This is a genomic window from Micromonospora sp. NPDC049204 (assembly GCF_040647935.1).
Classification (GTDB): Bacteria; Actinomycetota; Actinomycetes; order Mycobacteriales; family Micromonosporaceae; genus Micromonospora.
The window spans coordinates 325,209-348,841 of record NZ_JBEZDC010000003.1; the positions used below are offsets into that span (position 1 = coordinate 325,209).

Annotated in this window: 29 protein-coding genes and 1 tRNA gene; 13 read left to right on the forward strand and 17 right to left on the reverse strand. The window is 69.9% G+C overall.

The window, feature by feature from the left end:
• Positions 1-5: 5 nt before the first annotated feature.
• Positions 6-584 (reverse strand): dCTP deaminase, encoded by a 579-nt coding sequence (gene dcd / locus AB0A90_RS07560; protein WP_285792496.1) that lies wholly within the window; start codon positions 582-584, stop codon positions 6-8.
• Between the two features lie 99 nt (positions 585-683).
• On the opposite strand from dcd, the gene AB0A90_RS07565 reads away from it, so the two are divergent.
• Together AB0A90_RS07565 and AB0A90_RS07570 are read left to right on the forward strand one after the other, a co-directional pair.
• Positions 684-1,244 carry a pyridoxamine 5'-phosphate oxidase family protein gene (locus AB0A90_RS07565; protein WP_357243246.1) on the forward strand — a complete coding sequence of 187 codons (561 nt, stop codon included), beginning with the start codon at positions 684-686 and terminating at the stop codon, positions 1,242-1,244.
• A gap of 238 nt (positions 1,245-1,482) precedes the next feature.
• Positions 1,483-1,556: transfer RNA gene (locus AB0A90_RS07570), tRNA-Gly, on the forward strand.
• 85 nt (positions 1,557-1,641) lie between these two features.
• Here the strand turns inward: AB0A90_RS07570 and AB0A90_RS07575 are convergent.
• The 4 genes from AB0A90_RS07575 to AB0A90_RS07590 form a co-directional block, all read right to left on the reverse strand.
• A complete protein-coding gene (locus AB0A90_RS07575; protein WP_357243249.1) occupies positions 1,642-2,316 on the reverse strand; it encodes an NUDIX domain-containing protein in 675 nt (224 codons plus the stop codon).
• Between the two features lie 274 nt (positions 2,317-2,590).
• The gene (locus AB0A90_RS07580) at positions 2,591-3,640 is read right to left on the reverse strand and encodes an LD-carboxypeptidase (RefSeq protein WP_357243252.1); all 1,050 of its coding nucleotides are present in this window, start codon (positions 3,638-3,640) and stop codon (positions 2,591-2,593) included.
• A gap of 36 nt (positions 3,641-3,676) precedes the next feature.
• Positions 3,677-4,102: a nitroreductase family deazaflavin-dependent oxidoreductase gene (locus tag AB0A90_RS07585; protein ID WP_357243255.1), complete on the reverse strand. Its 426-nt coding sequence runs from the start codon at positions 4,100-4,102 to the stop codon at positions 3,677-3,679.
• Positions 4,099-4,722 carry an NAD(P)H-binding protein gene (locus AB0A90_RS07590; RefSeq protein ID WP_357243258.1) on the reverse strand — a complete coding sequence of 208 codons (624 nt, stop codon included), beginning with the start codon at positions 4,720-4,722 and terminating at the stop codon, positions 4,099-4,101. The genes AB0A90_RS07585 and AB0A90_RS07590 overlap by 4 nt, the downstream gene beginning before the upstream one ends.
• Before the next feature lie 102 nt (positions 4,723-4,824).
• Here AB0A90_RS07590 and AB0A90_RS07595 point away from each other — a divergent pair, with 102 nt between their 5' ends.
• Positions 4,825-5,211 (forward strand): helix-turn-helix domain-containing protein, encoded by a 387-nt coding sequence (locus tag AB0A90_RS07595; RefSeq protein ID WP_357243261.1) that lies wholly within the window; start codon positions 4,825-4,827, stop codon positions 5,209-5,211.
• Between the two features lie 121 nt (positions 5,212-5,332).
• Complete coding sequence (locus AB0A90_RS07600) at positions 5,333-8,473, forward strand: BTAD domain-containing putative transcriptional regulator (RefSeq protein ID WP_357243265.1); 3,141 nt, start codon at positions 5,333-5,335, stop codon at positions 8,471-8,473.
• On the opposite strand, the gene AB0A90_RS07605 is transcribed toward AB0A90_RS07600, so the two are convergent.
• On the reverse strand, positions 8,457-9,206 hold the full coding sequence (locus AB0A90_RS07605) for an ABC transporter permease (RefSeq protein WP_357243269.1): 750 nt from the start codon (positions 9,204-9,206) through the stop codon (positions 8,457-8,459). The two genes, AB0A90_RS07600 and AB0A90_RS07605, sit on opposite strands and share 17 nt — an antisense overlap.
• Positions 9,203-10,147, reverse strand: a complete 945-nt coding sequence (locus AB0A90_RS07610) for an ATP-binding cassette domain-containing protein (protein ID WP_357243273.1) — start codon at positions 10,145-10,147, stop codon at positions 9,203-9,205. Before AB0A90_RS07610 ends, AB0A90_RS07605 begins: the two co-directional genes overlap by 4 nt.
• 138 nt (positions 10,148-10,285) lie before the next feature.
• On the opposite strand from AB0A90_RS07610, the gene AB0A90_RS07615 reads away from it, so the two are divergent.
• Both AB0A90_RS07615 and AB0A90_RS07620 read left to right on the forward strand, forming a co-directional pair.
• On the forward strand, positions 10,286-10,867 hold the full coding sequence (locus tag AB0A90_RS07615; RefSeq protein ID WP_357243276.1) for an RNA polymerase sigma factor: 582 nt from the start codon (positions 10,286-10,288) through the stop codon (positions 10,865-10,867).
• Entirely contained in the window at positions 10,864-11,667 is an 804-nt protein-coding gene (locus tag AB0A90_RS07620) for a hypothetical protein (protein WP_357243279.1), read from the forward strand. The genes AB0A90_RS07615 and AB0A90_RS07620 overlap by 4 nt, the downstream gene beginning before the upstream one ends.
• 25 nt (positions 11,668-11,692) lie before the next feature.
• Here AB0A90_RS07620 and AB0A90_RS07625 read toward each other — a convergent pair whose 3' ends face one another.
• From AB0A90_RS07625 to AB0A90_RS07635, 3 genes are read right to left on the reverse strand one after another with little or no spacing between them, the layout of a single operon-like run.
• A complete protein-coding gene (locus AB0A90_RS07625) occupies positions 11,693-12,130 on the reverse strand; it encodes a GyrI-like domain-containing protein (RefSeq protein WP_357243282.1) in 438 nt (145 codons plus the stop codon).
• A 31-nt stretch (positions 12,131-12,161) separates the two neighbouring features.
• Positions 12,162-12,521, reverse strand: coding sequence for a transcriptional regulator (locus AB0A90_RS07630; RefSeq protein WP_357243285.1), 360 nt, complete (start codon positions 12,519-12,521; stop codon positions 12,162-12,164).
• Positions 12,518-13,273 carry a hypothetical protein gene (locus AB0A90_RS07635; RefSeq protein WP_357243288.1) on the reverse strand — a complete coding sequence of 252 codons (756 nt, stop codon included), beginning with the start codon at positions 13,271-13,273 and terminating at the stop codon, positions 12,518-12,520. The genes AB0A90_RS07630 and AB0A90_RS07635 overlap by 4 nt, the downstream gene beginning before the upstream one ends.
• Before the next feature lie 183 nt (positions 13,274-13,456).
• On the opposite strand from AB0A90_RS07635, the gene AB0A90_RS07640 reads away from it, so the two are divergent.
• Positions 13,457-13,801, forward strand: a complete 345-nt coding sequence (locus tag AB0A90_RS07640) for a VOC family protein (protein ID WP_357243291.1) — start codon at positions 13,457-13,459, stop codon at positions 13,799-13,801.
• Between the two features lie 12 nt (positions 13,802-13,813).
• On the opposite strand, the gene AB0A90_RS07645 is transcribed toward AB0A90_RS07640, so the two are convergent.
• The 4 genes from AB0A90_RS07645 to AB0A90_RS07660 form a co-directional block, all read right to left on the reverse strand.
• Entirely contained in the window at positions 13,814-14,458 is a 645-nt protein-coding gene (locus AB0A90_RS07645) for a dihydrofolate reductase family protein (RefSeq protein ID WP_357243294.1), read from the reverse strand.
• A 31-nt stretch (positions 14,459-14,489) separates the two neighbouring features.
• Positions 14,490-15,194: a dihydrofolate reductase family protein gene (locus AB0A90_RS07650; RefSeq protein ID WP_357243297.1), complete on the reverse strand. Its 705-nt coding sequence runs from the start codon at positions 15,192-15,194 to the stop codon at positions 14,490-14,492.
• Between the two features lie 127 nt (positions 15,195-15,321).
• Positions 15,322-15,516: a hypothetical protein gene (locus AB0A90_RS07655; protein WP_357243300.1), complete on the reverse strand. Its 195-nt coding sequence runs from the start codon at positions 15,514-15,516 to the stop codon at positions 15,322-15,324.
• Positions 15,517-15,611: 95 nt separating this feature from the next.
• Complete coding sequence (locus AB0A90_RS07660) at positions 15,612-16,106, reverse strand: GNAT family N-acetyltransferase (protein ID WP_357243303.1); 495 nt, start codon at positions 16,104-16,106, stop codon at positions 15,612-15,614.
• 42 nt (positions 16,107-16,148) lie between these two features.
• Between AB0A90_RS07660 and AB0A90_RS07665 the strand changes: the two genes are divergently transcribed.
• Positions 16,149-17,036: an LLM class flavin-dependent oxidoreductase gene (locus tag AB0A90_RS07665; RefSeq protein ID WP_357243306.1), complete on the forward strand. Its 888-nt coding sequence runs from the start codon at positions 16,149-16,151 to the stop codon at positions 17,034-17,036.
• A gap of 42 nt (positions 17,037-17,078) precedes the next feature.
• Here the strand turns inward: AB0A90_RS07665 and AB0A90_RS07670 are convergent, their stop codons facing one another.
• Positions 17,079-17,510, reverse strand: a complete 432-nt coding sequence (locus tag AB0A90_RS07670) for an ASCH domain-containing protein (RefSeq protein ID WP_357243309.1) — start codon at positions 17,508-17,510, stop codon at positions 17,079-17,081.
• 49 nt (positions 17,511-17,559) lie between these two features.
• Positions 17,560-18,111, reverse strand: a complete 552-nt coding sequence (locus AB0A90_RS07675) for a phosphoribosyltransferase family protein (protein ID WP_357243312.1) — start codon at positions 18,109-18,111, stop codon at positions 17,560-17,562.
• Between the two features lie 187 nt (positions 18,112-18,298).
• Between AB0A90_RS07675 and AB0A90_RS07680 the strand changes: the two genes are divergently transcribed.
• The 4 genes from AB0A90_RS07680 to AB0A90_RS07695 all read left to right on the forward strand — a co-directional run bounded on the left by AB0A90_RS07680 (position 18,299) and on the right by AB0A90_RS07695 (position 22,612).
• Positions 18,299-18,931, forward strand: coding sequence for a septal ring lytic transglycosylase RlpA family protein (locus AB0A90_RS07680; protein ID WP_357243315.1), 633 nt, complete (start codon positions 18,299-18,301; stop codon positions 18,929-18,931).
• 104 nt (positions 18,932-19,035) lie between these two features.
• The gene (locus AB0A90_RS07685) at positions 19,036-20,160 is read left to right on the forward strand and encodes a PP2C family protein-serine/threonine phosphatase (protein ID WP_357244078.1); all 1,125 of its coding nucleotides are present in this window, start codon (positions 19,036-19,038) and stop codon (positions 20,158-20,160) included.
• A gap of 128 nt (positions 20,161-20,288) precedes the next feature.
• Entirely contained in the window at positions 20,289-22,145 is a 1,857-nt protein-coding gene (locus AB0A90_RS07690) for an acyl-CoA dehydrogenase (RefSeq protein WP_357244081.1), read from the forward strand.
• A 197-nt stretch (positions 22,146-22,342) separates the two neighbouring features.
• On the forward strand, positions 22,343-22,612 hold the full coding sequence (locus tag AB0A90_RS07695; protein WP_030487564.1) for a DUF6458 family protein: 270 nt from the start codon (positions 22,343-22,345) through the stop codon (positions 22,610-22,612).
• A 46-nt stretch (positions 22,613-22,658) separates the two neighbouring features.
• Here the strand turns inward: AB0A90_RS07695 and AB0A90_RS07700 are convergent, their stop codons facing one another.
• Complete coding sequence (locus AB0A90_RS07700) at positions 22,659-23,198, reverse strand: histidine phosphatase family protein (protein WP_357243318.1); 540 nt, start codon at positions 23,196-23,198, stop codon at positions 22,659-22,661.
• A 112-nt stretch (positions 23,199-23,310) separates the two neighbouring features.
• Here AB0A90_RS07700 and AB0A90_RS07705 point away from each other — a divergent pair, with 112 nt between their 5' ends.
• Positions 23,311-23,598: a DUF6458 family protein gene (locus AB0A90_RS07705; protein WP_357243322.1), complete on the forward strand. Its 288-nt coding sequence runs from the start codon at positions 23,311-23,313 to the stop codon at positions 23,596-23,598.
• Positions 23,599-23,633 lie beyond the last annotated feature (35 nt).

Genomic DNA, 23,633 nt, shown 5'->3' on the forward strand with positions numbered 1-23,633 from the left:
CGGGGTCAGCGGGTGGGCCAGGTGCGCCAGTGCTGCCAGGCGCGGCTGGGCGTCGGCCCCCGCTGCCCCTGGTAGCGCGAGCCGTAGACCGCCGAGCCGTACGGGTGCTCGGCCGGCGAGGAGAGCCGGAAGATGCAGAGCTGCCCGATCTTCATGCCCGGCCAGAGAGTGATGGGCAGGTTCGCCACGTTCGAGAGTTCGAGCGTGACGTGACCGGAGAAGCCGGGGTCGATGAAGCCGGCGGTGGAGTGCGTCAGCAGCCCGAGCCGCCCCAGTGAACTCTTGCCCTCCAGCCGGCCGGCGAGCTGGTCGCCCAGCGAGATGACCTCAAGCGTCGAGGCGAGCACGAACTCCCCGGGGTGCAGCACGAACGGCTCCCCGTCGGGCACCTCGACCGCCGACGTCAGGTCGTCCTGCTGCATCGCCGGGTCGATGTGGGTGTAGAGGTGGTTGTTGAAGACCCGGAAAAGCCGGTCCAGCCGTACGTCGATGCTGGAAGGTTGGACCAGGGTGGGCTCGAACGGCTCCAGGCCCAGCGTGCCGGCCTTGATCTCGGAGACCAGGTCGCGGTCGGAGAGCAGCATCGGACCACCTTAGCCGCGGGCCTCAAAACCCCCGAATTCGGTGCCGGTGACCAGCGCGTCGAGGTCGCCGCTCGTACATTTGTTCGATAGAATGCCCACATGGCTTCCTGGTCCGAATTCGCCGCCGACGAGCCCCGACTCGCCGACGGGATCCGCGTTCTCCTCCAGCAGTACGGGCCGGGCTTCGGCTATCTGGCCACGGTCCGTGCCGACGGCGGGCCCCGGGTCCATCCGGTCTCCCCGGTCATCACCGACGAGGGTCTGTTCTGCTTCATCATCGACTCCCCGAAGCGCCGTGACCTCGAACGCGACGGCCGCTACGCGCTGCACTCGTTCCCGCCGGAGGAGAGCGACGACGAGGCGTACGTGGCGGGTCATGCCCGCCCGGTGACCGATCCGGCGCGAGTCGCCCGGTTGGCGCAGGGCGCCCGCGCCGAGCCGCAGGTCGACTGGCAGCTGTTCGAGTTCACCATCGACGTGGCGATGCTGACCCGCCGCGAGCAGCACATCACCGGCGTCCCAGGCCTCGCGCCGGGCCGGCCGGCCGTTCGGGTCTGGCTCGACCCGCGGGCGCCATCGGCGATGGCGCCCGCGCCGCTCAGCGTGCCGCAGACCCGCCCGACCCGCCGTAGCCGTGACGTCCAGTGCACGGCCGCCTAGACCACGGCCCAGCGACAGCCGGTGCCGGCTCCGTGCTGACGGAGCCGGCATTCGGCTGTCCGCCCCGCGTCCGGCCGGCGGTCGCCCGGCATGACCAACTCGGTTTCGGTGATGTCGCGGTGTCCCGCAGCTCGGATACCCCGACTTCCAAGACACCCGAGTGGATCAACCCGGGCCGAGCGGCGGGCGGGGTACCTGGGTGCACGGGCTCGACGACTCGGGTACAGTGGTGCCGCTTGCGGGTGTAGTTCAATGGCAGAACATCAGCTTCCCAAGCTGACAGTGCGGGTTCGATTCCCGTCACCCGCTCCACGCACGGAAGCCCTGGTCAGGACCCACGTCCTGCCGGGGCTTCCGTGGTTCTAGGCCATGCTGAACAGGGCAGGGGGCCACCAGTTCAGCTTCGGTGCCTTTCCAGGGCCGAATGCACACCCGTGGAGACCGCCGAGTCGTTGGGTAGGTCCGTAAGGTCCACGGCTACCCACCGGGCCTGGGAGATCTCCCCGTTTGGGTTGAGTTCGGTCGAGGTCGCGTGCAGGCGGACAACCGCCAGGTAGCCCCGTTTGCCCCCGTTGGTGGTCACGCGTTCCTCGAGCACAAGAGCGGACGAGTCCAATTGAACGCCCAGCTCCTCGATGCACTCGCGCCTGGCTGCCTGCTGAGGTGTCTCTCGGGCCGGCCGGTATCCGCCTCCGGGCAGCCTCCAGAGGGACTGGTCACCGTAGCTGTGTCGGACGAGGAGGACTCGATCGGCGTCGACCGGGTGGATGATCAGCGCCTTCACGCCGTAGATGGTCGGCTTGACGATCCGCCAGTACGCCCGACGCAGGTGATACAGCAGCCTGAACGCGAACGGCGGAATCCTCATCTGGCCATCCAATCGGTGAGCCACGCGAGTCTGATTTTCCTCCGACGATGGCAGGATCGCATAGATGGGAACGGCCGGGAGCCCGTGGTGGCAGACAACGAAGACGCCCAAGCAGGGTTTCCTCCTGGGAGGTGTCTGGCTCCTTCTTGTCGTGACGTACGTGGTGTTTTCCATCAGGAGGCCGATCAGTTGGTCGATATTCATCGCCGCGCTGGCAGCACTGCTTGCCGTTGGCCACCTGGTTTCAGCCGTGCTGCTGCTTCGGGCACGAGCCGGAAGGCGCCGGACCGGGGAAGAGTCCGAGTGATGAGGAATGAATTCCACACTCATTCAGGCTGATTTATGGGTTGATGGTGGCGATGCCCGGTGCGACCCGAACTGTCGGCGGCAGCAATCATCCGGGTGCGGACAGGTGCCCGTGGCGCGCTCGATGCAGGAGCGGGCAGCGGTAGCCAAAGGCGTGTCGAGTAAGCGTGCTCTATCGATAGTCGGCGAACACTCGCCGTTCCACGCCGTCAACGGTGACCTGGCCGCCGTGGGGAAGGATCCACTGCGGTCGGGTGTGGCCGAAGGGGATGCCGACGCAGACGACTGCCTCCGGGTTGTAGCGGGCCACCACGTCGACGACCGTGTCGCGTTGCTGCTCGCGTAGCCGTGCCCGATCCGCGGTAGCGGGCCGCCGGGTGTGGTCGGAGACCGCCGGACGGGCTACCAGCACCGCGTCGACGGCGCTGAGGAGGCCGCGTTCACCCAGGGAGCGGACGATCCAGCCGACCTCGCGCGCGGGAAGGAGTTCCTCCGACGTCTCGATGACCAGCACCCCGCCCCGCAGAGCCTCCGGAGTGAACGGGAAACGTCCCGCCGTCAGGATCCACTGGATGACTTCCAGGCATCCACCCCAGGTGGGGCCGGTAACCGCGCGACGCGGCCCGTGCCAGCTCCACGGCTCCGTCGGTTCGCGTTCTCCGAAGGACGTCAACGCCCGCGGATCGGCCCAGTCGAACCCGACATCCTCGGACTCGCCCGGGTCGGTGATCTCCAACCGCTCGCCGGTGAGTAGCGCCGCTCGCAGCGACTGGACGTGGATGTCGTCCACGGCCGGCCCGGGGCCGAGGTGTACCTGGGACGACCCGCCGTAGAAGCTGGCGACGCCGAGGCCCCAGAGCCAGTGGTGCAGGTTGGTGTTGTCGCTGGTGCCGAGGAACGGCTTGGGATCGGCTCGGGCGAGGTCCGCGTCCAGGTGCGGGATGACCGTGATCTGGTCCTCGCCGCCGACGACGGCGAGGATGCCGCGTACCTCAGGGTCTGCGAAGGCGGCATTGATGTCCGCCGCCCGCGCCGCCGCGGTCGCACCGACCTGCCGGGTGGTGGGGTACTCGACCGGTACGAGGCCGGTCAGGTCGGCGAGCCGTCGCAGGGCCTGCTCGTGGATTTCGGGAAAGGCGCCGGCCGCGGCGAAGGACGGCGAGAGAACCGCGATCTTGTCCCCGGGTCGGGCCTTCCGAGGACGAACAAGCTCATGCGTCATGCCGAGATCCAACAGGTACGCCAGTCCGTACGCATCTCATTTCGTTACCGGTTCCAGGAGGATCACGGGGATCTCCCGCGTGGTCCGTTCTTGGTAGGCGGCGTACTCCGACCTGGCCGAAACCATCAAGCGCCACAGATGCGGACGCTCCCCGGCTGCGGCGGGGCGCGCGTACGCGCCGAAGGTCTCCGTACCGACCTGCACCGTGACGTACGGGTCGGCGAGCAGGTTGAGGTACCACGCGGGGTGCTGGTCCGCGCCGCGGTTCGAGGCGGCCAGCACGTAGTGGTCGCCATCGCGTTCGTAGACGAGCGCGGTGCGGCGCAGTTGACCGGTCTTTCGGCCTCGGGTCGTCAGGAGCAGGTCGTTCACGCCGGGCCGGGGCCGGCCGCCGGTTTCCTCGAACCGGCGGATGTGCTCGGCGATCCAGGCCGTCGGGCTGTCGTGGACCTCGGTCATCACACCTCCCGGACACTTGCGGCGGCGCGGTGGTGGCGGGGTGCCTCGATCTCGTCGACAAGTGCGATCGCGAAGTCCGCACAGCTGATCCGACTGGCCGGGTCGCCATGTTCGGCGATCCGGTAGTGGCCGGTGCGTGTGCCGCCGTGGTCGAAGTCACCGGCGGGGGCCAGGTAGGCCCAGTCGAGGTCGGAGGTCCGAAGCTCGTCAAGGCCCGCTGCGTGCCCCAGGTAGAAGGGCCGGTACTCGTTCGGGTAGCCGGGGTGGTCCATCAGGGCGGCGCCGGATGCGCCGGGCATGATCGAGGCGAGGCCGACCACCACCAGGCGACGTACACCTGCCGTGGTCAGGCCGGCGGCCAGGGCGCGTGCCGATGCGGTGAAGAAGTCGTGCGGCGGTACGGACAGGTCGACGGCAGCGCTGATGGCGGCGTCGTGCCCGGCGGCTGCCTGGGCGATGCTTCCGGCGTCGGTGACGTCGCCTGCCACCACCCGTACGTCGGTCAGGTCGCCGTGGTCAGCGGGGTTGCGCACCAGGGCGGTGACCTGGTGGCCGCGTCGTCGCGCCTCGGCGACGGCCTGCCGTCCGGCCCGACCGCCCGCGCCGAAGACCACGATCCTCATGGGTCACGCCTCTCACCAGAGGCCGGAGCCCGTGCGCCCGGCCGGTGTGCCGACGCTATCGAGGGTCGTGGTTACCACCGGGATACCAGTTATCGTTTGGTGATGAGGCAACCTCTGCCCGCCGACATGTTCGACGAGCTGTGCCCGTCCTCGCTCACCCCGATCCGATTCGGCGACAAATGGGCGGCGCTGATCGTCCGCTGTCTTGAGCAGGGGCCTCGTCGGTTCTCCGAGCTGCGCGTGCCGCTGCGCCGCGTCACCCCCAAGGTGCTCACCCAGTCGCTGCGTTCCCTCGAACGGGACGGGCTGGTCAAGCGCACCGTCCTGGCCGAGGCCACCCGGCACGTGGAGTACGAGCTGACGCCGGTGGGCCGCAGCATGCTCGAACCGATCGCGGTTGCCTGCGCCTGGACCGAGCAGCATTGGGACCAGTTGCTCGACGCCCGAGAGTCGTACGACAACGCCACCCGGCGCAACCGCGCTGGGTGACCCCGCGTGCCACCGGCGTGGCACAGGACCAGGAATGCGTGGTCGACCTCGGCCCGGAGAGCCGTTGGCAGAGCACCACGGCGACACGGATGCTTCTCACGTTCGTGGCAGGATCTGCCAGGTGCAGGTCAGGATGCTTGGTCCATTCGAGGTTCGCGCGGACGTCGGCACCGTCATCGACGTGCCGGGCGCGCGGCTGCGCGGGCTGCTGACCGCCCTCGCGCTCAACCCGGGTCGCGTGGTCCCGAAGGGGACCCTCGTCGACTGGATCTGGGGTGAACATCCGCCCTCCGATGCGGCAAACGCCCTGCACCGCCTGGTTTCCCGGTTGCGGAAGGCGCTGCCGGAGGGGTCGATCGAGGGGCAGGCGGACGGCTACCGGTTGATCGTCGAACCCGATGACGTGGACGCCGTACGGTTCGAACGGCTCGTCGGCCTGGCTCGCGATGACGAGGGCGCGCAGCGGGGACGGCGGCTGCGCGAGGCCCTCGATCTGTGGCGCGGTGCGGCGATGCAGGACGTCGGCCTGGCCGACAGCGCGGCGCTCGACGCGGCGGTCACCCGGTTCGACAGGCTGCGGCTGACCGCCCTCGAGGATCGCTTCGACGTGGAGGTCGGCGTCGGCCACGGTCCGGAGTTGATCGCGGAGCTGACCGATCTGGTGGCCGCGCACCCGGTACGGGAGCGGCTGGTCCTCTCGTTGATGCGGGCGCTCGCCGCGAGCGGCCGAGACAACGAGGCGCTGCTCGTGTATCAGCGCACGAGTGCGGCGCTGGCCGACGCGCTGGGCGTCGACCCCTCGCCGGAACTCTCGGCGTTGCACGTCGCGCTCCTGCGGGGTGAGGTGCAGCAGCGGCGCGAGGAGCACCGGAAGACCAACCTTCGTGCCGAGTTGAGCAGCTTCGTCGGCAAGGACGAGGCCGTCGCCGAGGTCGGCGCGCTCGTCGCCGAGCACCGGCTCACGACCCTGATCGGGCCGGGTGGCTCCGGGAAGACCCGGTTGGCCACCGAAACCGCGCGCAGAATGCTCGACGACCTGCCGGACGGCGCCTGGCTCGTCGAGTTCGCCGCCATCGGTGCGGACGGTGACGTGGTGCAGGCGACGCTCGCGGGGCTCGGACTCCGGGACGCCCTGCTCGGTGAGCCACCGAGCATGGAGTTGATCGACCGGCTCGTCGCCGCGATCCGCGAGCGGGAGGCGTTGCTGATCCTGGACAACTGCGAGCACGTCATCGAGCCGGCGGCGGTGCTCGCGGACCGGCTGCTCGGGGAGTGTCGGCGGCTGCGGATCATCGCGACGAGCAGGGAACCGCTCGGCATCACCGGCGAGGCGCTCTGGCCGGTCGCGCCGCTGGCCCTGCCGGACGTCGATGCCGGCCCCGGTGAGATCGAGACCTCTCCCGCTGTCCGGTTGCTGCGGGACCGAGCGGGCGCGGTGCGCAGGGATCTGGCGGTCGACGATCTCACGCTGTCCACGATGGCGCGGATCTGTCGGGCGCTGGACGGGATGCCGCTGGCCATCGAACTGGCCGCCGCCAGGTTGCGCACCATGTCCATCGACCAGCTCGCCAGGCGGCTCGACGACCGGTTCCGCCTGCTGACCGGCGGCAGCCGTACCGCGTTGCCCCGGCACCGGACGCTGCGCGCGGTGGTCGACTGGAGTTGGGAGCTGCTGACCGACGCGGAGCGGGCGGTCCTGCGCCGGCTCTCGGTGTTCTCGGGCGGGGCGAGCCTGGAAGCGGCCGAACGGGTCTGCGCCGGCGACGAGGTCGAGCCGGAGGATGTGCTCGAGTTGGTCACCGCACTGGCCGAGAAGTCGCTGGTGGTCGCCGAGGGCGATGAGGCTCCGCGCTACCGGATGCTCGGCACGATCAAGGAGTACGCCGCACACCGCCTCGCTGAGGCGGGGGAATCGGACCTGGCGCGCCATGCGCACCTGACGTACTTCATCGAACTGACCGCGACCGCGGAGCCGCAGCTTCGTCGCGCGGACCAGGTGACCTGGCTCGCCACTCTCGAGCTCGAACATGACAACATCGGATCCGCGATGCGCGGTGCGCTCGCCGCGGGCGAGGCGCACGCGGCCATGCGGCTGGCCGCGGGTGCCGGCTGGTACTGGTGGCTGGGTGGTCACCGGACCGAAGGCATGGAGTTGATCACGGCGGCCACCGAGACGCCTGGCGAGGTCAGCGACGAGATCCGGGCCACGGTGTACGCGCTCGTCGTGCTCTTCATCAACTCGGGACCGGGTGACGAACACCAGGCGGCGGAGTGGATCCACAAGGCGTACGAGTTCAGCCAACGTGGTAACGGCAGCCACCCGGGGACGGCGCTCGTCGTCCCGCTGGAACGCATGCTGCGAGCCCCGGACGCGATCCTGCAAGCGTGGGAACCGCTGCTGGACGACGAGGATCCCTGGGTACGCGCGCTGGCCCGGTTGCAGCTGGGCAAGATGCGGATCATCTTCGGCCAGGACGGTCGGGATGTGGAAGCGCATCTCGTGGCGGCGCTCGCCGAGTTCCGGGCACTCGGCGAACGGTTCGGGATCTCGTTCGCCCTGACCGAGTTGGCGGAGCTGATTGCCGTACGCGGGGAGTTCGCCCGTGCGTGCGAGCTCTACGAGGAGGCGACCGCGGTCGTCACCGAGGTCGGCACCGTCGAGGACATCATCCGGATGCGGTCCCGGCAGGCTCAGCTGTACTGGTTGCTCGGCGATGAGAAGTCCAGTGCGGCTGCCATGGCCGAGGCACGGCGATGCGCGGCGCGGGTCACGTGGCCCGGTGCGTTGGCCATGCTGGCCCTTTCCCAGGCGGAACTCGCTCGCTGGTGTGGCCAGGCCGAAGAGGTCGCCCACCAGGTCGGTGTCGCGACCAGCCTGTTGCGCGACGAGGCGACACAGGCGCACATCCGCGTGCTGACACACGACCTGCTCGGCTATGTCGCGGACGATCTCGATGCGGCGCGCAGACACCATTCCCTGGCCTGCGAGGCGGCAGCCGCGACGGGGCACGCACCCTCGATCGCGCGGGTACTCGTCGGTGTCGCGGACCTGGCGCTGCGCCGTGACCAGCATGAGCTGGCCGCGCGGCTGCTCGCCGCGAGCGCCGGCGTGCGGGGACGGCAGGATCACTCCCAGCCGGATGTGGCCCGGATCGAGCGGGAAGTACGGCGCCGCCTCGGCGAAGTGAGATTCGCAGAGGCGGCGCGAGAAGGCGGTCGGACGGAGTGGAATCGGTTGGTCGCGGTCACGCTCGCTTCGTGAACGTGGAACGTGCCCACAGGTATCCGACGAGAGCGATCCCGACGCACCAGGCGAGGGCGGGGATCACGTCACCGCTGGACGGCGTGCCGTTGAGGAAGCCGCGCAGCGTTTCGATGATCGGCGTGAAGGGCTGGTATTCCGCGAACTGCCGCAGCCCGGGTCCCATCTTGTCCGCCGGGACGATCGCGCTGCTGAAGAACGGAAGCATGACCAGCGGTACGGAAGCCAGCCCCGCCGTTTCCGGAGACTTCGCCGAGAGCCCCAGGGCGACCGTGAGCCAGCCGGCGGCGAAGCCGAGCAGCACGATGACGCCGAGCACGCCGAGCCAGCCGAGGAGGCTCGCCGACGGACTGAATCCGAGCAGGAAGGCCACCCCGACCAGGGCCGCGATGGCGACCAGGTTGGTCAGTACGCTGGCGACGACGTGACCGGTCAGCACCGCGCCCCGGGAGACGTGCATGACTTTGAACCGGTTGATGATGCCCTTCGTCATGTCGGAGTTCACCGCCGTCGCGGTGGCCCCCAGCCCGTAGCAGACTGCCAACAGCATCAGTCCCGGAGTGGCGTAGTCGATGTAGTCGACGCCGACGTTGAAGGCGTCGCCGAACATGTAGACGAACATCAACATGATCACGATCGGCATCAGGACCGCGTTGAACACCGAGGTCGGGTTGCGGGTGAGATGCGTGAAGTTGCGACGCAGCATGACGATCGAGTGGGACTTGGCGCTCATTTCGCGGAAACCTCCGGGGTGCGGGCGCCCGTCAGGGCGAGGAAGACGTCATCGAGGTCCGGCGTCTGCACGGAGAACCCTTCGGCGCTGATCGCGTACTCGTCGAGCCGGTCCAGCAGGGCCCGCAGCGAGGCGGTTCCGCCGTCACTGGGTACCCGCAGGGTCAGCGCCTCGTCGTCCCGGGTGGCGTCGCCGAGCACCCGGGCGGCGGTGTCGAGTTCGGCGACGGTGGTGAAGCGGAGTCGGACGTGGGTGCCGGGGATCTGGCGCTTGAGCTCGTCGGGCGTGCCCTGGGCGACAACGCGCCCCTGGTCGAGGACGGCGATCCGGTCGGCGAGCTGGTCGGCTTCCTCGAGGTACTGGGTCGTGAGGAAGATCGTCACACCGTCGGCCACCAGGTCCCGGATGATCGACCACATCGTGCGGCGGCTGCGTGGATCAAGGCCCGTCGTCGGCTCGTCGAGGAAGATGATCCGCGGCTCGCCGACGAGCGTCATCGCCAGGTCCAGCTTGCGGCGCATACCGCCGGAATAGGTCGACACCGGCTTCTGCGCGGACTCCGTCAGATCGAACCGCTCCAGCAGTTCCGTGACGACCCTCCTGCCGTCCTTGGCGGGCACCTGGCTCAGGTCCACCATCAGTTGCAGGTTCTCGCGTCCGGTCAGCAGCTCGTCCACGGCCGCGAACTGACCGGTGACCCCGATCGCGGCGCGTACCGCCTTGGCCTGGGTGGCGGCATCGTGTCCGGCGACGCGTACGGTCCCGCCGTCGGCCTTCACCAGTGTGGTCAGCACGTTCACTGTCGTCGTCTTGCCCGCCCCGTTCGGGCCGAGCAGGGAGAAGATCGTGCCCGCGGGGACATCCAGATCGATGCCGTCGAGCACGACCTTGTCCTTGTAGGCCTTTCGCAGCCCGGAGACCGCAATCGCTGAACTCGTCATGTGGCTACCATCGGCGGCCGGCCTGTCACCGCCCTGACGCGACCGTGACACGGCCACTGACACGGTGTCCCACCTCGTCCCGCCCCGCGACTTCGAGCAGGACTGCAACGGATCCACCGCGACCGGCAATAGTCAGGTGTGACGAGCCAGATACAACCGTCCGACCAGGATCTGTGGTCGACCATCGCGGCCGGTGACGAGGTCGCCTTCGGCCGGCTCTTCGACAGGTACGCCCGGGCGGTCTACAACCACGTGTTCCGGCTCACCGGCTCGTGGACGCTCGCTGAGGACGTCACGCAGGCGACCTTCCTGGTCGCGTGGCGTAGACGCGGCGAAGCGGCGGTCCTGGTGGACGGGTCGGCGTTGCCGTGGCTGCTGGTGGTCGCCACCAATACGACCCGTACCGAGTGGCGCTCGGCCCGCCGGTGGTTGGCGGCCCTGCGGAGGTTGCCACCGGAGCGGGAGGCGACCGCGGACCCGGCCGGCGACATCGTCGCGCGGCTCGATGACGAACGGCAGATGACCGACGTCTTGGCGGTGGTCCGCCGATTACCTCGCGCGGAACGCGAGGCGGTGGCCCTGTGTCTGTGGTCCGGCGTGCCGTACGGCGAGGCGGCGACGGTCCTCGGCATCAGCGAGGGCGCGCTCCGTTCGCGCGTGAGTCGTGCACGGGCTCGGCTGGCACGAATGGTTACCGACGGCAACAAGGAGGAACGATGAAGGAGATTCTCGACCCGCCCGCCGAGCGCGATCTGCCGCCGGGCAGGGCGGCGCGGATGCGAGCGGACCTGATGACGTCGATCCGCCGGCCTCGACGCCGCAGGGCGGTGCGACTCGGGATCGCCACCGTGGCGACGGCTGCCGCGGTGGTGGTCGGGGTGGCGACGGTGCCGAGGGGAGACGAGGTGCGGCATCTGGCGATGGGTTCGGGTGAGCTGTCCCCGACGCTGCACCGGGCGGTGGAGAAGTGCCTGGAGTGGAACGGGCAGATGGAGCGGATTCCACTGTCAATAGACGATCTGGCCGTGGCCGCCGAACAGGACCACGACGGCGTGGCGCTGTTCATCACGGACACCGGCTATTTCACCTGCAATGTCTCGATGCGGCCGGGTGAGGAGATCAGTGGGGGTGCCACCGGTGAACGCGTCTGGCCGCAACGGGCCTGGTTGCCTGGCTCGATCCAGCGGCTCCTGCTCATGTCGACCGAAGTCGACGGGGGCGACGTCGCGGTGAGCGGCCGGGTCGCCGCTCGGGTGCAACGGCTGGTGCTGGAACACGGCGACGGGCAGACGACCACGGCGCGCTTGGCGCACGGGGTGTTCGGCCTGCTCACCGATCACGCAGAGGTCACCAGGGACGCCGAGTTGGTCAGCTATGACAGCACCGGGGCCGAGATCGACCGCCGTCCGCTGTTTCCGCCGTCCGACGAGTCAGACCACTGTTACGTGGACTCTGCCGGCACCATCGTCTACGGCAAGCCGGGAACGGACTGCCGACCCGCCGAGCCCTGGGGGCGATAGGCGAGCCCGGTGAACCGCCGCGTCGCTATCGGGCGTTCACCGGGATCAGCAGGTCGATCTGATCGCGCCGGCGGTAGAACTCGATGCTGGGACGCGTCGAGTCGTGGTCGGCGACCTGCTTCAGCTCCGCGTACCGGGTGGGGATGTGCGAGTAGACCGCGGGCGGCTCGCCCCGCACGGTCGTCGACAGGTAGTGACCCCCGGGGATCGACCCGGACTCAAGCCCGTTCAGCGCGGCAACGTCGTCGTCCTGGACCTGCACACAGACCCGGTATGACCCGTCGGGCGGGCCGAAGACCCCGAAGAACTTCCGCCCGTGGAGTGACCCGACGATCGCCTCCAGGCGATCCCACGCCTCGGTGATCGCGTCCTGTTCGTCGGCGGTCGAGATGAACAGGACGGGTGTCTCCTGGCGCTCGACGCGCCGGGTGATCGGATCCGGTGCGGGCATCGACGCATTCATGGCCGGCAACCTATGCCACCCGTACGACAGGTCACTGCTCGTGCCCGCCCGATGGTGAGGCACTGCCCGACTGTTGGTGGCGTTGGAGGAGTTCCCGCAGCGCGTTGATCTCGGCAGTCAACGCGGCCTGCCCCTGCTCGGTGATCCTGATCCAGGTCTTGGGCCTGCGTCCGTGGTAGCCCCTCTCGATGTGGATCAGGTCGGCCTCTTCCAGCACGGCGAGGTGTCGGGAGAGGTTGCCTGCGGTGAGTTCGAGTGCCTCGCGCAGGTAGGCGACCTCCACCTGCTCGGCCTCGGCGGCGATGGTGAGGATGCCGAGCCGGTTGCGCTGGTGGACGGTGTCGCTGAGCCCGTTGGTCGGGTGCCCGCCGGGGCCGGTGCCGGTGCTCATGTCGACCTCTTACCCGTGGTGAAAAGAGCGATGATGCCACCGACGAGCAGGATCGGCGCCGGCAGCAGGGCCGCCAGCAGGACGCTGTAGCGGTTCAGGTCACCCGGCTGGAAGTCCGCGGTCTGGAAGTAGACGTTCACCAGGACGACCGCGGCGACGTAGCAGACGGTCACGACCGTCAGCCCGCGACTGCGTTCCAGTCGGGCCAGGACCAGCAGACCCACCGCGATGACCAGATGCGGAAACATGCCGCGATTGGAGACGCCCAACAGTGGTGTGGTCACCCAGCTGGTCGCGCTCGACACCGAGTTCGCCGAGTTGAGCAACAGGAACCGCAGCACGATCGGCAGCACCAGCCCGCCCAGCGTGCCGATGATGCCGGCCAGGACGTACGTCCGGGTCGGGGTCCGTACGCCCACCCGCGCGCCGTGCCATCGGTACCACCCGAGGGTGAGCAGGTAGCCGCCGACGAGTGCCACCAACCAGTACCACCCGAGGCCCGCCGAGCGTTCGAGGAAGTCCCCACCGAGGCCGGTCAGCGCGGGATTGTCCTGCGGCCCGCGCATGGCGAGCGGGTCGGCCGACTCCACGTACAGGGGTGCCGCTGCCGCGATCAGGAGACCGAACAGCAGGAGCGGCAACCAGTAGGCGTGCCGGGCGACCCGGGCGCGCCGGCGGAGCGCGGCCACCGTCGCGAGGAGTTCCGCGGGGTTGTCTCTGCTGTTCGGCGCGGTGCTCGATTGCTCCGACACGGTGACCTCCAGGCCGCTTGGCGCTGCTGCATCACCAATAGGTTTGCATCGCAAACCATTTTGCGCAAGAAGGCCACCGAACAACGCCATCCACCGGTATCGACAGTGGTGGTTCCACCGGAGCCTCGGCGCGGCTAGGGTCCGGCGTGGAGGTGGTCCGTGTTCACCGAAGCCTTTCCGATCGTGACGACACCTGACCTGCCACGACTGATCGGGTTCTACCGGGACGTGGTCGGCTTCGAGCTGACGTACCGGTTCCCCGCCGACGGCGTTCCGGAGTTCGTCGCCCTCCGCCTGGGCAACAGCGAGCTCGGCCTGGCCGCCAACCCGGAGGCTGGCGGGCCGGCCGATGCGAACCGCTGGGAGTTGTGCGTCTACGCCGATGACTGCGACGCCGCCGTGACCGCTCTGCGCTCGGCCGGCGCGACGGTCGTCGAGGAGCCGGTCGACCAACCGTGGGGTGAGCGGTCCGCCCGGGTCACCGACCCCGACGGCAACCGCATGCTGGTGCTGTCCCGCCTGTCCTAGGATCGGCTGCCGTCACCGTCGCCAGAACAGCAGGTGGGTGACCCCGCTCGGGCTGGGCACCGACTCACGGTGGAAGCGGTCGAGAAGGTCGTCCGGGCTGTCCCACAACCGCTCGCCCCGGTCGAGATCGACGGGCGCGACCACGATGTGCATCGTGTCGACCAGGTCGGCCTCGATGAACTGGCGGATGGTGTCGACCCCACCACCGAGGCGTACGTCCCGACCGTCGGCTGCCTGTTTCGCCTGGGCCAGGGCCTCGGCCGGGCTGGCGTCGAGGAAGTGGAACGTGGTGTCGGAGAGGCTGAACGACGGGCGCTCGTGGTGGGTGAGCACGAAGACCGGCGTGTGGAACGGCGGGTTGTCGCCCCACCAGCCCTGCCAGTCATGGTTCTCCCAGGGGCCACGCTGGGGGCCGAACTTGTTGCGACCCATGATCTCCGCGCCGATGTTGCACTCGGCGTCGCGGGTCAGGTAGTCGTCCAGGCCGCGAGTGCCGCCCGGCTCGGTGCGATACACGAAGCTGGCGGTGGCGGCCCGCCAGGAGAACAGCGGGGTGGGGTCCGCGTGGCCGAAGGGCCGTTCCAGGCTCTGTCCCTCTCCGGTGCCGAATCCGTCCCGCGAAACGTTGAAGCACTGCACCCGCAGCAGCTGCGGCATGGCCATCTCCTCTCGGTTCGACGTGTCGGATTCAGTTGGTGGTCGCCGTCGGGCCACCGCCGCTGCCCCGATCGTCGAGCACGAGGGGCGCCCGACCGTTCACCTCGTACCGGATGTGGGTGACCTGCGGCGTGTGGATGACCCGGGTCGGCGTCAGCTCGATCGCCTCCTTCTCGCCGAGGTCGAGGTCCGCGTCGAACAGCCGGAGTCCGGTGCCGAGAACGACGGGTACGACGTGCAGCTCCAACTCGTCGAGCAGGCCGGCCCTGAGCACCTGCCGCACCAGGGCGCCGCCTCCGGCCACGGCGACGTTCTTACCGCCGGCCGCGGCGCGCGCCTGCTCGACGGCGCTGGCCACGCCCTCGGTGACGTAGGTGAAGCTGGTGCCTCCGCCGCGCAGCAGAGTCGGACGGGGGCGGTGCGTGACGACGAAGACCGGCGCGCGAAACGGCGGCTCCTCGCCCCACGGCACCTCACCGCCGTCGGCCATCCGGCGCCCCATCACGTACGCCCCGGCGGCCCCGAACGACTCGGCGACGACCTCGGAGTTGGCGTCCCGCTCCCCGCCGGCGAAGCCCTGTCGTTCACGCCACGCCGCGACCTCGGTCGCCCAGCGGGTCACCCGGAAGAACCCGGCGCTCTCCGCCGAGTCCATCCAGTTGCCGTTCCCGTCGAACTGGGGGCCGGCGTAGAAGCCGTCCATCGACACGGACAGTTGTGCGGTCACCTTCGTCATCGCGCCTGGTCCTCTCCTCGGCTGACACCTCGACCCGGGTGTCGCTCCCCGAGGGGTCGGAGCCGAACGCCGGCGCCCTACCGAGCCGAAGTGTGACGCGCGTCACCTGTTGCTCCGGCCGGGACGGCTACGACCTGCGGTTGCGGATCGCCGCCTCGATCCGCAGACCGAGGCCGGTCAGGATGAGGAAGGTGGCGAGGATGTGCGGATCAAGCCCGCTGTAGTCGGACGCCATGGTGATGAGCGAGATCATGAACCCGGCAACCAGCGACACCGTGCCGAGTGCTCGTACGGTCTCGACCCGCTGCGCCGGTAGGTCCACGCCGGAACGGTAGCGGGAACCAGCGCCGCGCGGTGCCCTGCGCGGTCGACGTCGGTGACCTCCTCGGCAGCACTCGACACATCGGGCAGGCTTGGCTAGCCCTCGAGTTGCCGGTTCAGCAAGGTGCCCGAGGGGGCGTAGCCGTGGCGGCGGTAGAAGCGCACCGCACCGTCGTTGCGGTGGTGGATGCCCGCCGACAGGCTGGTGATCCCGTTCTCGGCCGCCCATCGGCCGGCAGCGTCGACCAGGGCCGAATCGACCCCGCGTCCCCGGGCCGTGCCGGACACCACCGTGTGGATCTGTGCCGACGGCTCGGGACGCAGGATCTGGTGCGCCGGCGGCTCGGGCAGGCGCAGCAGCTCGACCATTCCGACCACCTGCCCGTCCAACTCCGCGACGAGAATCGCGTCCCCGCCAGCCCCCTTGGTCAGCACTGCCGTGAAATGGTGGGCGACCGCCTCGCGCTGCGGCAGCCGGTAGACGTCGGGGGCCAGGGAGAGGTGAGCTTCGGCGTTCGCCAGGCGCAGATCCACGAGTGCCGGCACATCTGACAGTCCCGCCGGTCGTACCGTCGGCCCGATCCTCCGCATCACCACGATGTTAGGGCAGCTCCGGCGGGCACGACTAGGCTGGTGATCATGAGGATTGGCATCGTGATTCTGCCCGACCAGCGGTGGGCGGAGTCGCGGCATCGCTGGCGGCAGGTTGAGGAGTGGGGCTTCGACCACGCCTGGACGTACGACCACCTGGGCTGGCGGGACCTTGTCGACGGCCCGTGGTTCGACTCGATGGCCACGCTGACCGCCGCCGCCACGGTGACCTCCCGCATCCGGCTGGGCACCCTCGTCGCGTCGCCGAACTTCCGGCACCCGGCCGCGTTCGTCCGGCAGATCACCACCGTGGATGACGTCTCCGCTGGTCGGTTGGTCCTCGGCCTCGGCGCGGGCGGCATCGGTTTCGACTCGGCGGTGCTGGGCGGCGAGACGCTGCCGCCGCGCCAGCGGGTCGAACGGTTCGCCGAGTTCAGCGAGCTGCTGGATCTGATCCTCCGCGAGGACGGCACCACCTGGCGTGGTGACTGGTTCGCCGCCGTGGACGCCCGCAACAACCCCGCCTGCGTTCAGCAGCCCCGGGTGCCGTTCGTGGTGGCCGCCAACGGGCCACGGTCGATGCGGCTGGTGGCCCGCTTCGGCCAGGGCTGGGTGACCACCGGCACCGGTGACGACAACGACCTGGCCGGCTGGTGGGACAGCGTGGCCGCCCTGTCCGCGCGGATGGACCGGACGTTGGACGAGGCCGGCCGCGATCCGGCAACCCTGGACCGTTATCTCTCGCTGGACGCCGCACCGGTCTTCTCGCTCAGCAGCGCGCAGTTCTTCGCCGATCAGGTCGGCCGGGCCGCCGACCTCGGCTTCACCGACGTGGTGGCGCACTGGCCGCGGGCCAGCAGTTGGTACGCGGGCGACGAGGCCGTCCTGGCGGACGTGGCGACCCGACTGCTCCCGCAGTTGCGCGGCTGAACACGCATCCCCGGTAGGGACCGCGCCGCCGCCGCGACCGGCTCAGGTGCCGAGGTCGCCGCTGGCCACGCCGCCCTCCCCGCCGGAGACCAGCCGCAGGCGGATGCAGACGATCGGGGTGTCGTCATCGACCGGGGTGCCAAGCCGCGCCCAGTAGGCCGAGTGCCCGGCCCGCCACTCCTCGATCGACCGGTCACCCTCGCCCTCGGAGTGGGCGAAGTCCCAGGACACGTCCGCGAAGCGGACCACCTCCAGCCCGGTGACCTCCACCACGCCGGCCAGCGCGTCGTCGTCGTCGACAAGCGCCAGCCGTTCGCCGACGTGCTCCAACTCCTCGCCTTCTTCCGCGTAGTAGGCGAGCCGTCCGGCCGTCGCGGTCTTCACGCCGGCGAGTACCAGGGTGTTGAGGGTCGCCCGCAGCTCACCGGGAGTGCCGAGGGCGAGGGTGCGCAGTCCACCGATCCGAGGCCACATCCTGCCGAGGCTAGGCCAGTGCGCCCCGTACCGCCGCCGCAAACCGCCGTCACGTGGGCAGATCGGCCGCGTTGATCAGGCCGGTGACGCGCAGCTCAGCCGCGACCTCCGGTGGGCAGTCGACCGCCACCACGGCGGTGCCCAGCACCTCGGCGCCGCGTGCGGCACAGATGTCGTACAGGGCGTGGAGTTGAGCGCCGGTACGCACCCAGTCGTCGACCACCAGGACCCGGTCGCCGGGGCCGAGGTGTCGGTCCCGTACGGCCAGGTCGACTCGCCGGCCCCGGTAGTCCGGCGGGCTCTGCGCCCAGGTGAGCGGCCCGGCCGGCAACCGCCCGTCGGCGGGCTTGTGGGCGGCCACGAAGCCGACCCCGAGGGCGGTGGCGGCCAACGGCCCGAGCAGCAACCCGGTGACCGCTGGGGCGAGCACCACCGTCGGCCGGGCGGAGCGGTACGGCGCGACCAGGGCCGGTCCCAGCTCCGCCAGCACCGTCGGGTCCCGCCACCAGCCGGAGATGTCGCTGACCAGGTGGCTGGTGCCCGGCCCGGGGTCGATCCACTGGAACAGGGCGGCCAGGCGTGCGGTCAGGTCGGCGGGCATCCGCTCATCCTGCGACACCCAAGGCCGGCCGGTCGGCACCCGGGCCGGCCGGCCCACCCGGGGTCGGATGATCGGCTACACGTACCTGTGCAAATACGGGCATACCACCATGATCACGTTGACGTCGGAAGTGCTTCTCTCGTTACGGTCCGACCCGGTTTGTTCAGACGACGAAAGGACCGGGCCGGTGGCAGCCAAGCACTCCCGTACCCGCATCTTCTCCTCCCCGGCGGGCATCGTGGCCACCGCGGCGGTCGGCGTCGCCCTCGCGGTCGGGGGCACGGTCGGTGCCGTTCAGCTGACCTCCGGCTCCGCTCAGTCGGGGCAGACGACCCTCGACTTCACCCCGACCACCGCGGCGAGCAGCCTCACCCCCAGTTCCCCGGCCACCTCCCCGACCGCCAGCCCTTCGCCGAGCGTGTCCGCCAGCCCGTCGGCCATCCGGTCGCAGCAGGCGGCCTCCCGGGGCAAGGCCCGTACCGCGCCGCCGAAGCCCAAGCCGACCGCGAAGAAGACCACCCCGGCGCCGAAGGTGGTGGAGAGCGGCTCGTGTGGCGCGTCGTTCTACTCCGACGGGCAGTTGACGGCCAACGGTGAGTCGTTCAACCCGAGCGCGCTGACCGCCGCGCACAAGACGCTGCCGTTCAACACCAAGGTCCGGGTGACCAACCCGGCCAACGGCAAGTCGGTCGTGGTGCGGATCAACGACCGCGGCCCGTTCATCGACGGCCGCTGCCTCGACCTCTCCCGGGCGGCGTTCGCCACCATCGCCTCGGTCGACGTGGGCGCGCTCACCGTCCGCTACGAGGTCCTCGGCTGACCGGGTCGGGTCGCGCCGATTCGGCCGGTCGACCGGGCCGGCCGGACAGAACCTTCTCGGACGACGGGTCAGGTTCATTCACCGGTTCACGTGGATCAGGCAAACTGTCAGTCGTACCCACGCGACTCCTCCAGTCGGGCCGTCGCCCGCTGAGCCCCGGATCCCGCGCCGGCCTCGGCGCGGCCCTTGTCCTGCTCGCGATCGTGTCGGCGGTGGAGGCGGCGGATGGCCGTTTCGCCCACTACGTCGCGCTGTTGTCGGCCGTACCGTTGCTGGCCGCCGCCGTGGCGTCGTGGCCGGTGGTGCTGGGTGTGGGTGTCGTGGCGACCCTGACCGGGGCCGGCTTCGCCCTGACCGAGCCGAAGATGTCAATGATCACGCCGGTCAGCGTGGTCTCGGTCGCGGTCGTCACCGGACTGGCGGTGACGGTGGCGTCGGTCCGGCAGCGGCAGGCGGAGCAGATCGTCGAGCTGACCAAGCTCGCCTCGGTGGCCCAGCAGGCGGTACTGCGTCCACTCGGGCCACAGGTCGGGACGCTCTCGGTCGCGGGACGCTACATCTCCTCCACCGCGACTGCCGAGATCGGTGGTGACCTGTACGAGGCGATCGACACGCCCTACGGCGTCCGCATGATCATCGGTGACGTGCGCGGCAAGGGCCTGGACGCGGTTCGGCTGGCGAGCATCGTTCTCGGCTCCTACCGGCACGTGGCCTACGAGCGTGCGGACCTGCGCGCCGTCGTCGCCGATCTGGACCGCGCGGTGGCCCGCAACGTCGGCGACGAGGACTTCGTGACCGCGGCGCTCGTCGAGGAGCGCGGCGGCACGCTCACCATCGTCAACTGCGGGCATCCGGCACCGCTGCTGCTGCGCCGGGGTGCGGTGATCCCGCTGGAACCGCCGGCGCCGGCACCCCCGCTCGGGTTCATGCCGGTGGTCCGCCCCCGGGTCGAGCGCCTGGAGCCGGGAGACCGGCTGCTGCTGTTCACCGACGGCCTCGGCGAGGCGCGGCGGGATGGTGAGTTCTTCCCCACCGCCGACCGCGCCTGGCGGCTGCTCGGTCACGGCACGGTCGCCGACGGGCTGGCCTCCCTGGAGACCGCCCTGGCCGAGTGGGTGCACGGCCACCTCGACGACGACATCGCCCTGGTCCTGATGGAGTACGTCGGTGCCCGTGCCGGCGCGGCGGCGGCCGTCCCGAGTTGGGAGGTCGGTGCCGCCGAGAGCTGACCGGGCTGGGTTACGGAGTTGTGTGTAATCGCTGTCACTTGGGTGATCCGCTTGTCGCTGCCTACCCGCGAGTAATACAGTCAGGGTTACTGATCGGTAACACCTGTCCGGAAGCGGGGCCAGTGAGCATGACCCACTACAAGAGCAACCTGCGGGACCTTGAGTTCAACCTGTTCGAGGTCTTCGGTGCCGACCGGTCGTTCGGCCAGGAGCCGTACTCGGATCTCGACACCGACACCGCCCGCAGCTTCCTCGCCGAGCTCGACCGCCTCGCGCGCGAGGACCTGGCCGCCAGCTACACCGACAGTGACCGCAACCCGCCGGTGTTCGACCCGGCCACGCACACCGCGCCGCTGCCGGCGTCGTTCAAGAAGTCCTACCAGGCGTTCATGGACTCCGAGTTCTGGCGGCTCGACCTCCCGCCGGCTCTGGGCGGGACGAACGCGCCGCGCGCCCTCTGGTGGGCGATGGCCGAGCTGGTGCTCGGCTCGAACGCCCCGATCTGGATGTACGCCTCCGGCCCGTCCTTCGCGCACGTGCTGCACGTCGAGGGCACCGAGCGGCAGAAGAAGTGGGCCAAGCTCTTCATCGACAAGCAGTGGGGCTCGACGATGGTCCTCACCGAGCCGGACGCCGGCTCGGACGTGGGCGCCGGCCGCGCCCGCGCGACCCAGCAGCCCGACGGCTCCTGGCACATCGAGGGCGTGAAGCGCTTCATCACCTCGGGCGAGCACGACCTGAGCGACAACATCGTGCACTACGTGCTGGCCCGTCCGGTCGGCGTGGAGGGCGTCGGTGGCCCCGGCACCAAGGGCCTGTCGCTCTTCGTGGTGCCGAAGTTCCACTTCGACGAGACCACCGGCGAGCTGGGTGAGCGCAACGGCGTCTACACCACGAACGTCGAGCACAAGATGGGCCTGAAGGTCTCCAACACCTGCGAGCTGACCTTCGGCGAGCACGGTGTACCGGCCCAGGGCTGGCTGCTGGGCGACAAGCACGACGGCATCCGGCAGATGTTCATGATCATCGAGTACGCCCGGATGTTGGTCGGCACCAAGGCCATCGCGACCCTCTCCACCGGCTACCTCAACGCCCTGGAGTACGCGAAGAGCCGGGTGCAGGGCGCCGACCTGATCCAGCAGGCGGACAAGACCGCCCCGCGGGTCACCATCACCCACCACCCGGACGTCCGCCGCTCGCTGCTGCTGCAGAAGTCGTACGCCGAGGGTCTTCGTGCCCTTGTCCTCTACACCGCCACCTGGCAGGACAAGGTCGCCATCGCCGAGGCCGCCGGCGACGAGAAGGCCACCAAGCTGGCCAAGCGGGTCAACGACCTGCTGTTGCCGCTGGTCAAGGGCGTCGGTTCGGAGCGGGCGTACGAGATGCTCGGGCACGAGGCACTACAGACCTTCGGTGGCTCCGGGTTCCTCCAGGACTACCCGCTGGAGCAGTACGTCCGCGACGCCAAGATCGACACCCTGTACGAGGGCACCACCGCCATCCAGAGCCTGGACCTGATCTTCCGCAAGATCGTCCGGGACAACGGCAAGGCGCTGATGGCGGTCGCCGGCGAGATCCAGGAGTTCATCTCCTCCGAGGCGGGCAACGGCCAGCTCAAGGAGGAACGGCAGGCGCTCGGCAAGGCGCTCGTCGAGGTGCAGACCATCCTCGGTGCGCTGACCGGCTGGCTGGGCGAGGCGCAGGGTGGCGACACCCGCGCGCTCTACAAGGTCGGGCTGAGCAGCCGGCGCTTCCTGCTCGCGATCGGCGACCTGGTGGTCGGCTGGCTGCTCCAGCGGCAGGCCGAGGTGGCGCTGAAGGCGCTGGCCGGCGAGGTCACCGTCAGTGACAAGGCGTTCTACACCGGTAAGGTGGCCGCCGCCCGTTTCTTCGCCCGCGAGGTGCTGCCCCGCATCGGCGCCGACCGACGGATCATCGAGAGCACCGACCTCGACATCATGGACCTCCCGGAGGAGGCCTTCTGACCGTGCCACGGCACGGCTGACCTTCCGGGTCGCACCACCCGGGACCGGACACACCGACGGCCGGTGGGGCGCTGCCCCGCCGGCCGTCGCCGCGTATTGGGCGGGGCCGGTCGGGTATGCCGCTGGCGTGGCGGGTAACCGTCGCGTGACCTCGAAAGGGAACGCCCAGAGCCACCGCACGGGGGAGTGCAGCGCACATGGGTGTAGGAAGCGGCATTTTTCTCATCGCGATCGGCGCGATCCTGACCTTCGCACTGAGGGCCAACGTCTGGTGGATCGACGTACGGGCGGTCGGCTGGGTGTTCATCCTGGCCGGGCTGGCCGTACTGCTGACCACGGTCTGGTTCTGGCAGGACCGACGCAAGCGGGCCCGGACCCTCATCGTGGAGGAGAACCGGCTCTCCCATCCGACGGCGATGATGCCGCCACCGCCAGACCCACCGCCACCAACCGCGCCGCCGTCCTGACGCCGGGACGTGCCCCTGAGCCACCCGTCGCTTATCGACGGGTGGCTCAGCCGCGTGCGATGTGCCGTGCCGTGATCGGCGCTCCCGCCCGCCCCAACTCCGTCCAGGCGAACCGGCCACGGTGCACCGACAGTTCGGCGGTCCGTAACCCCTCGTCGGACGCACCCTCCGGGTCGAGAAGGGCCGCGAGCAGGGAGATGCCCGGGTTGTGGGCAATCAACAGTGCCGTGCCGGCCGCCGCGTCAACCGTACGGACCAGCGCCAACAACTCCTCCGGATGGGCGTCGTACGCGCCGGGCTCGTAACGCACCGTCGGCCGGGGACCGGTCGGGCCGCCCTCCGGCGGTGTGCCGGTCATCCCCATCGCCACGCCGTGCCAGGTCTGCCGGGTACGTCTCGCCGTCGAGCAGATCACCACGTCGGGCAGCAACCCGTGGTGCGCCAACCAGGCGCCGGCCGCTGCCGCGTCGGCGGTCCCGCGGGCACTGAGCGGGCGCTGGGCATCATCGGCCGCGTCACTCCCCTGCTCGGCCTTCGCGTGCCGGAGCAACACAAGTGTCCGCGTCTCGGAGTCGGCGTCCGTCATGCCCCCAGCTTGCCCGATTGGCGATCTCCGTGCCTGGGTAAGTCGATGGATGCCGCACCCCTACCGACGGCCGCGGCGCGTCGTACGCCAGGTTAGAGCCGAGGAGCGAGACATGGGCATTGGTGGCAGCATCTTCTTGATCGCGCTGGGCGCGATCCTCGCATTCGCCGTGGAAGCCGATCTGGGCTGGCTGGACCTGTCCGTGGTCGGCTGGGTGCTGATGTTGGCCGGTGTCGCCGGCCTGATCACCACCCTCTACTTCTGGAACAGCCGCCGTCGCACCGTGGTCGCCGCGCCGGTCCGCGAGGAGCGCGTGGTGGCTGACCGGGTCGTGCCGGTCCAGGGCGACCAGGTCGTGCAGGAGTACCGCGAGGTGCGTCGGCCGGGCCGGCCAGTCTGATCCTCGCTCGCGAACTCCGGGGTCCCGCAGCGTCG

Bases quoted from the DNA above. Each gene is read 5' to 3' on its own strand.
- AB0A90_RS07590 (WP_357243258.1), bottom strand. From the start codon at position 4,722: ATGAGGATCGTGGTCTTCGGCGCGGGCGGTCGGGCCGGACGGCAGGCC.
- AB0A90_RS07695 (WP_030487564.1), top strand. From the start codon at position 22,343: ATGGGTGTAGGAAGCGGCATTTTTCTCATCGCGATCGGCGCGATCCTG.
- AB0A90_RS07580 (WP_357243252.1), bottom strand. From the start codon at position 3,640: ATGACGCATGAGCTTGTTCGTCCTCGGAAGGCCCGACCCGGGGACAAG.
- AB0A90_RS07650 (WP_357243297.1), bottom strand. From the start codon at position 15,194: ATGACGAAGGTGACCGCACAACTGTCCGTGTCGATGGACGGCTTCTAC.
- AB0A90_RS07565 (WP_357243246.1), top strand. From the start codon at position 684: ATGGCTTCCTGGTCCGAATTCGCCGCCGACGAGCCCCGACTCGCCGAC.
- dcd (WP_285792496.1), bottom strand. From the start codon at position 584: ATGCTGCTCTCCGACCGCGACCTGGTCTCCGAGATCAAGGCCGGCACG.
- AB0A90_RS07645 (WP_357243294.1), bottom strand. From the start codon at position 14,458: ATGCCGCAGCTGCTGCGGGTGCAGTGCTTCAACGTTTCGCGGGACGGA.
- AB0A90_RS07690 (WP_357244081.1), top strand. From the start codon at position 20,289: ATGACCCACTACAAGAGCAACCTGCGGGACCTTGAGTTCAACCTGTTC.
- AB0A90_RS07595 (WP_357243261.1), top strand. From the start codon at position 4,825: ATGAGGCAACCTCTGCCCGCCGACATGTTCGACGAGCTGTGCCCGTCC.
- AB0A90_RS07705 (WP_357243322.1), top strand. From the start codon at position 23,311: ATGGGCATTGGTGGCAGCATCTTCTTGATCGCGCTGGGCGCGATCCTC.
- AB0A90_RS07610 (WP_357243273.1), bottom strand. From the start codon at position 10,147: ATGACGAGTTCAGCGATTGCGGTCTCCGGGCTGCGAAAGGCCTACAAG.
- AB0A90_RS07660 (WP_357243303.1), bottom strand. From the start codon at position 16,106: ATGCGGAGGATCGGGCCGACGGTACGACCGGCGGGACTGTCAGATGTG.
- AB0A90_RS07575 (WP_357243249.1), bottom strand. From the start codon at position 2,316: ATGAATATCGACCAACTGATCGGCCTCCTGATGGAAAACACCACGTAC.
- AB0A90_RS07700 (WP_357243318.1), bottom strand. From the start codon at position 23,198: ATGACGGACGCCGACTCCGAGACGCGGACACTTGTGTTGCTCCGGCAC.
- AB0A90_RS07630 (WP_357243285.1), bottom strand. From the start codon at position 12,521: ATGAGCACCGGCACCGGCCCCGGCGGGCACCCGACCAACGGGCTCAGC.
- AB0A90_RS07605 (WP_357243269.1), bottom strand. From the start codon at position 9,206: ATGAGCGCCAAGTCCCACTCGATCGTCATGCTGCGTCGCAACTTCACG.
- AB0A90_RS07670 (WP_357243309.1), bottom strand. From the start codon at position 17,510: ATGTGGCCTCGGATCGGTGGACTGCGCACCCTCGCCCTCGGCACTCCC.
- AB0A90_RS07675 (WP_357243312.1), bottom strand. From the start codon at position 18,111: ATGCCCGCCGACCTGACCGCACGCCTGGCCGCCCTGTTCCAGTGGATC.
- AB0A90_RS07620 (WP_357243279.1), top strand. From the start codon at position 10,864: ATGAAGGAGATTCTCGACCCGCCCGCCGAGCGCGATCTGCCGCCGGGC.
- AB0A90_RS07625 (WP_357243282.1), bottom strand. From the start codon at position 12,130: ATGAATGCGTCGATGCCCGCACCGGATCCGATCACCCGGCGCGTCGAG.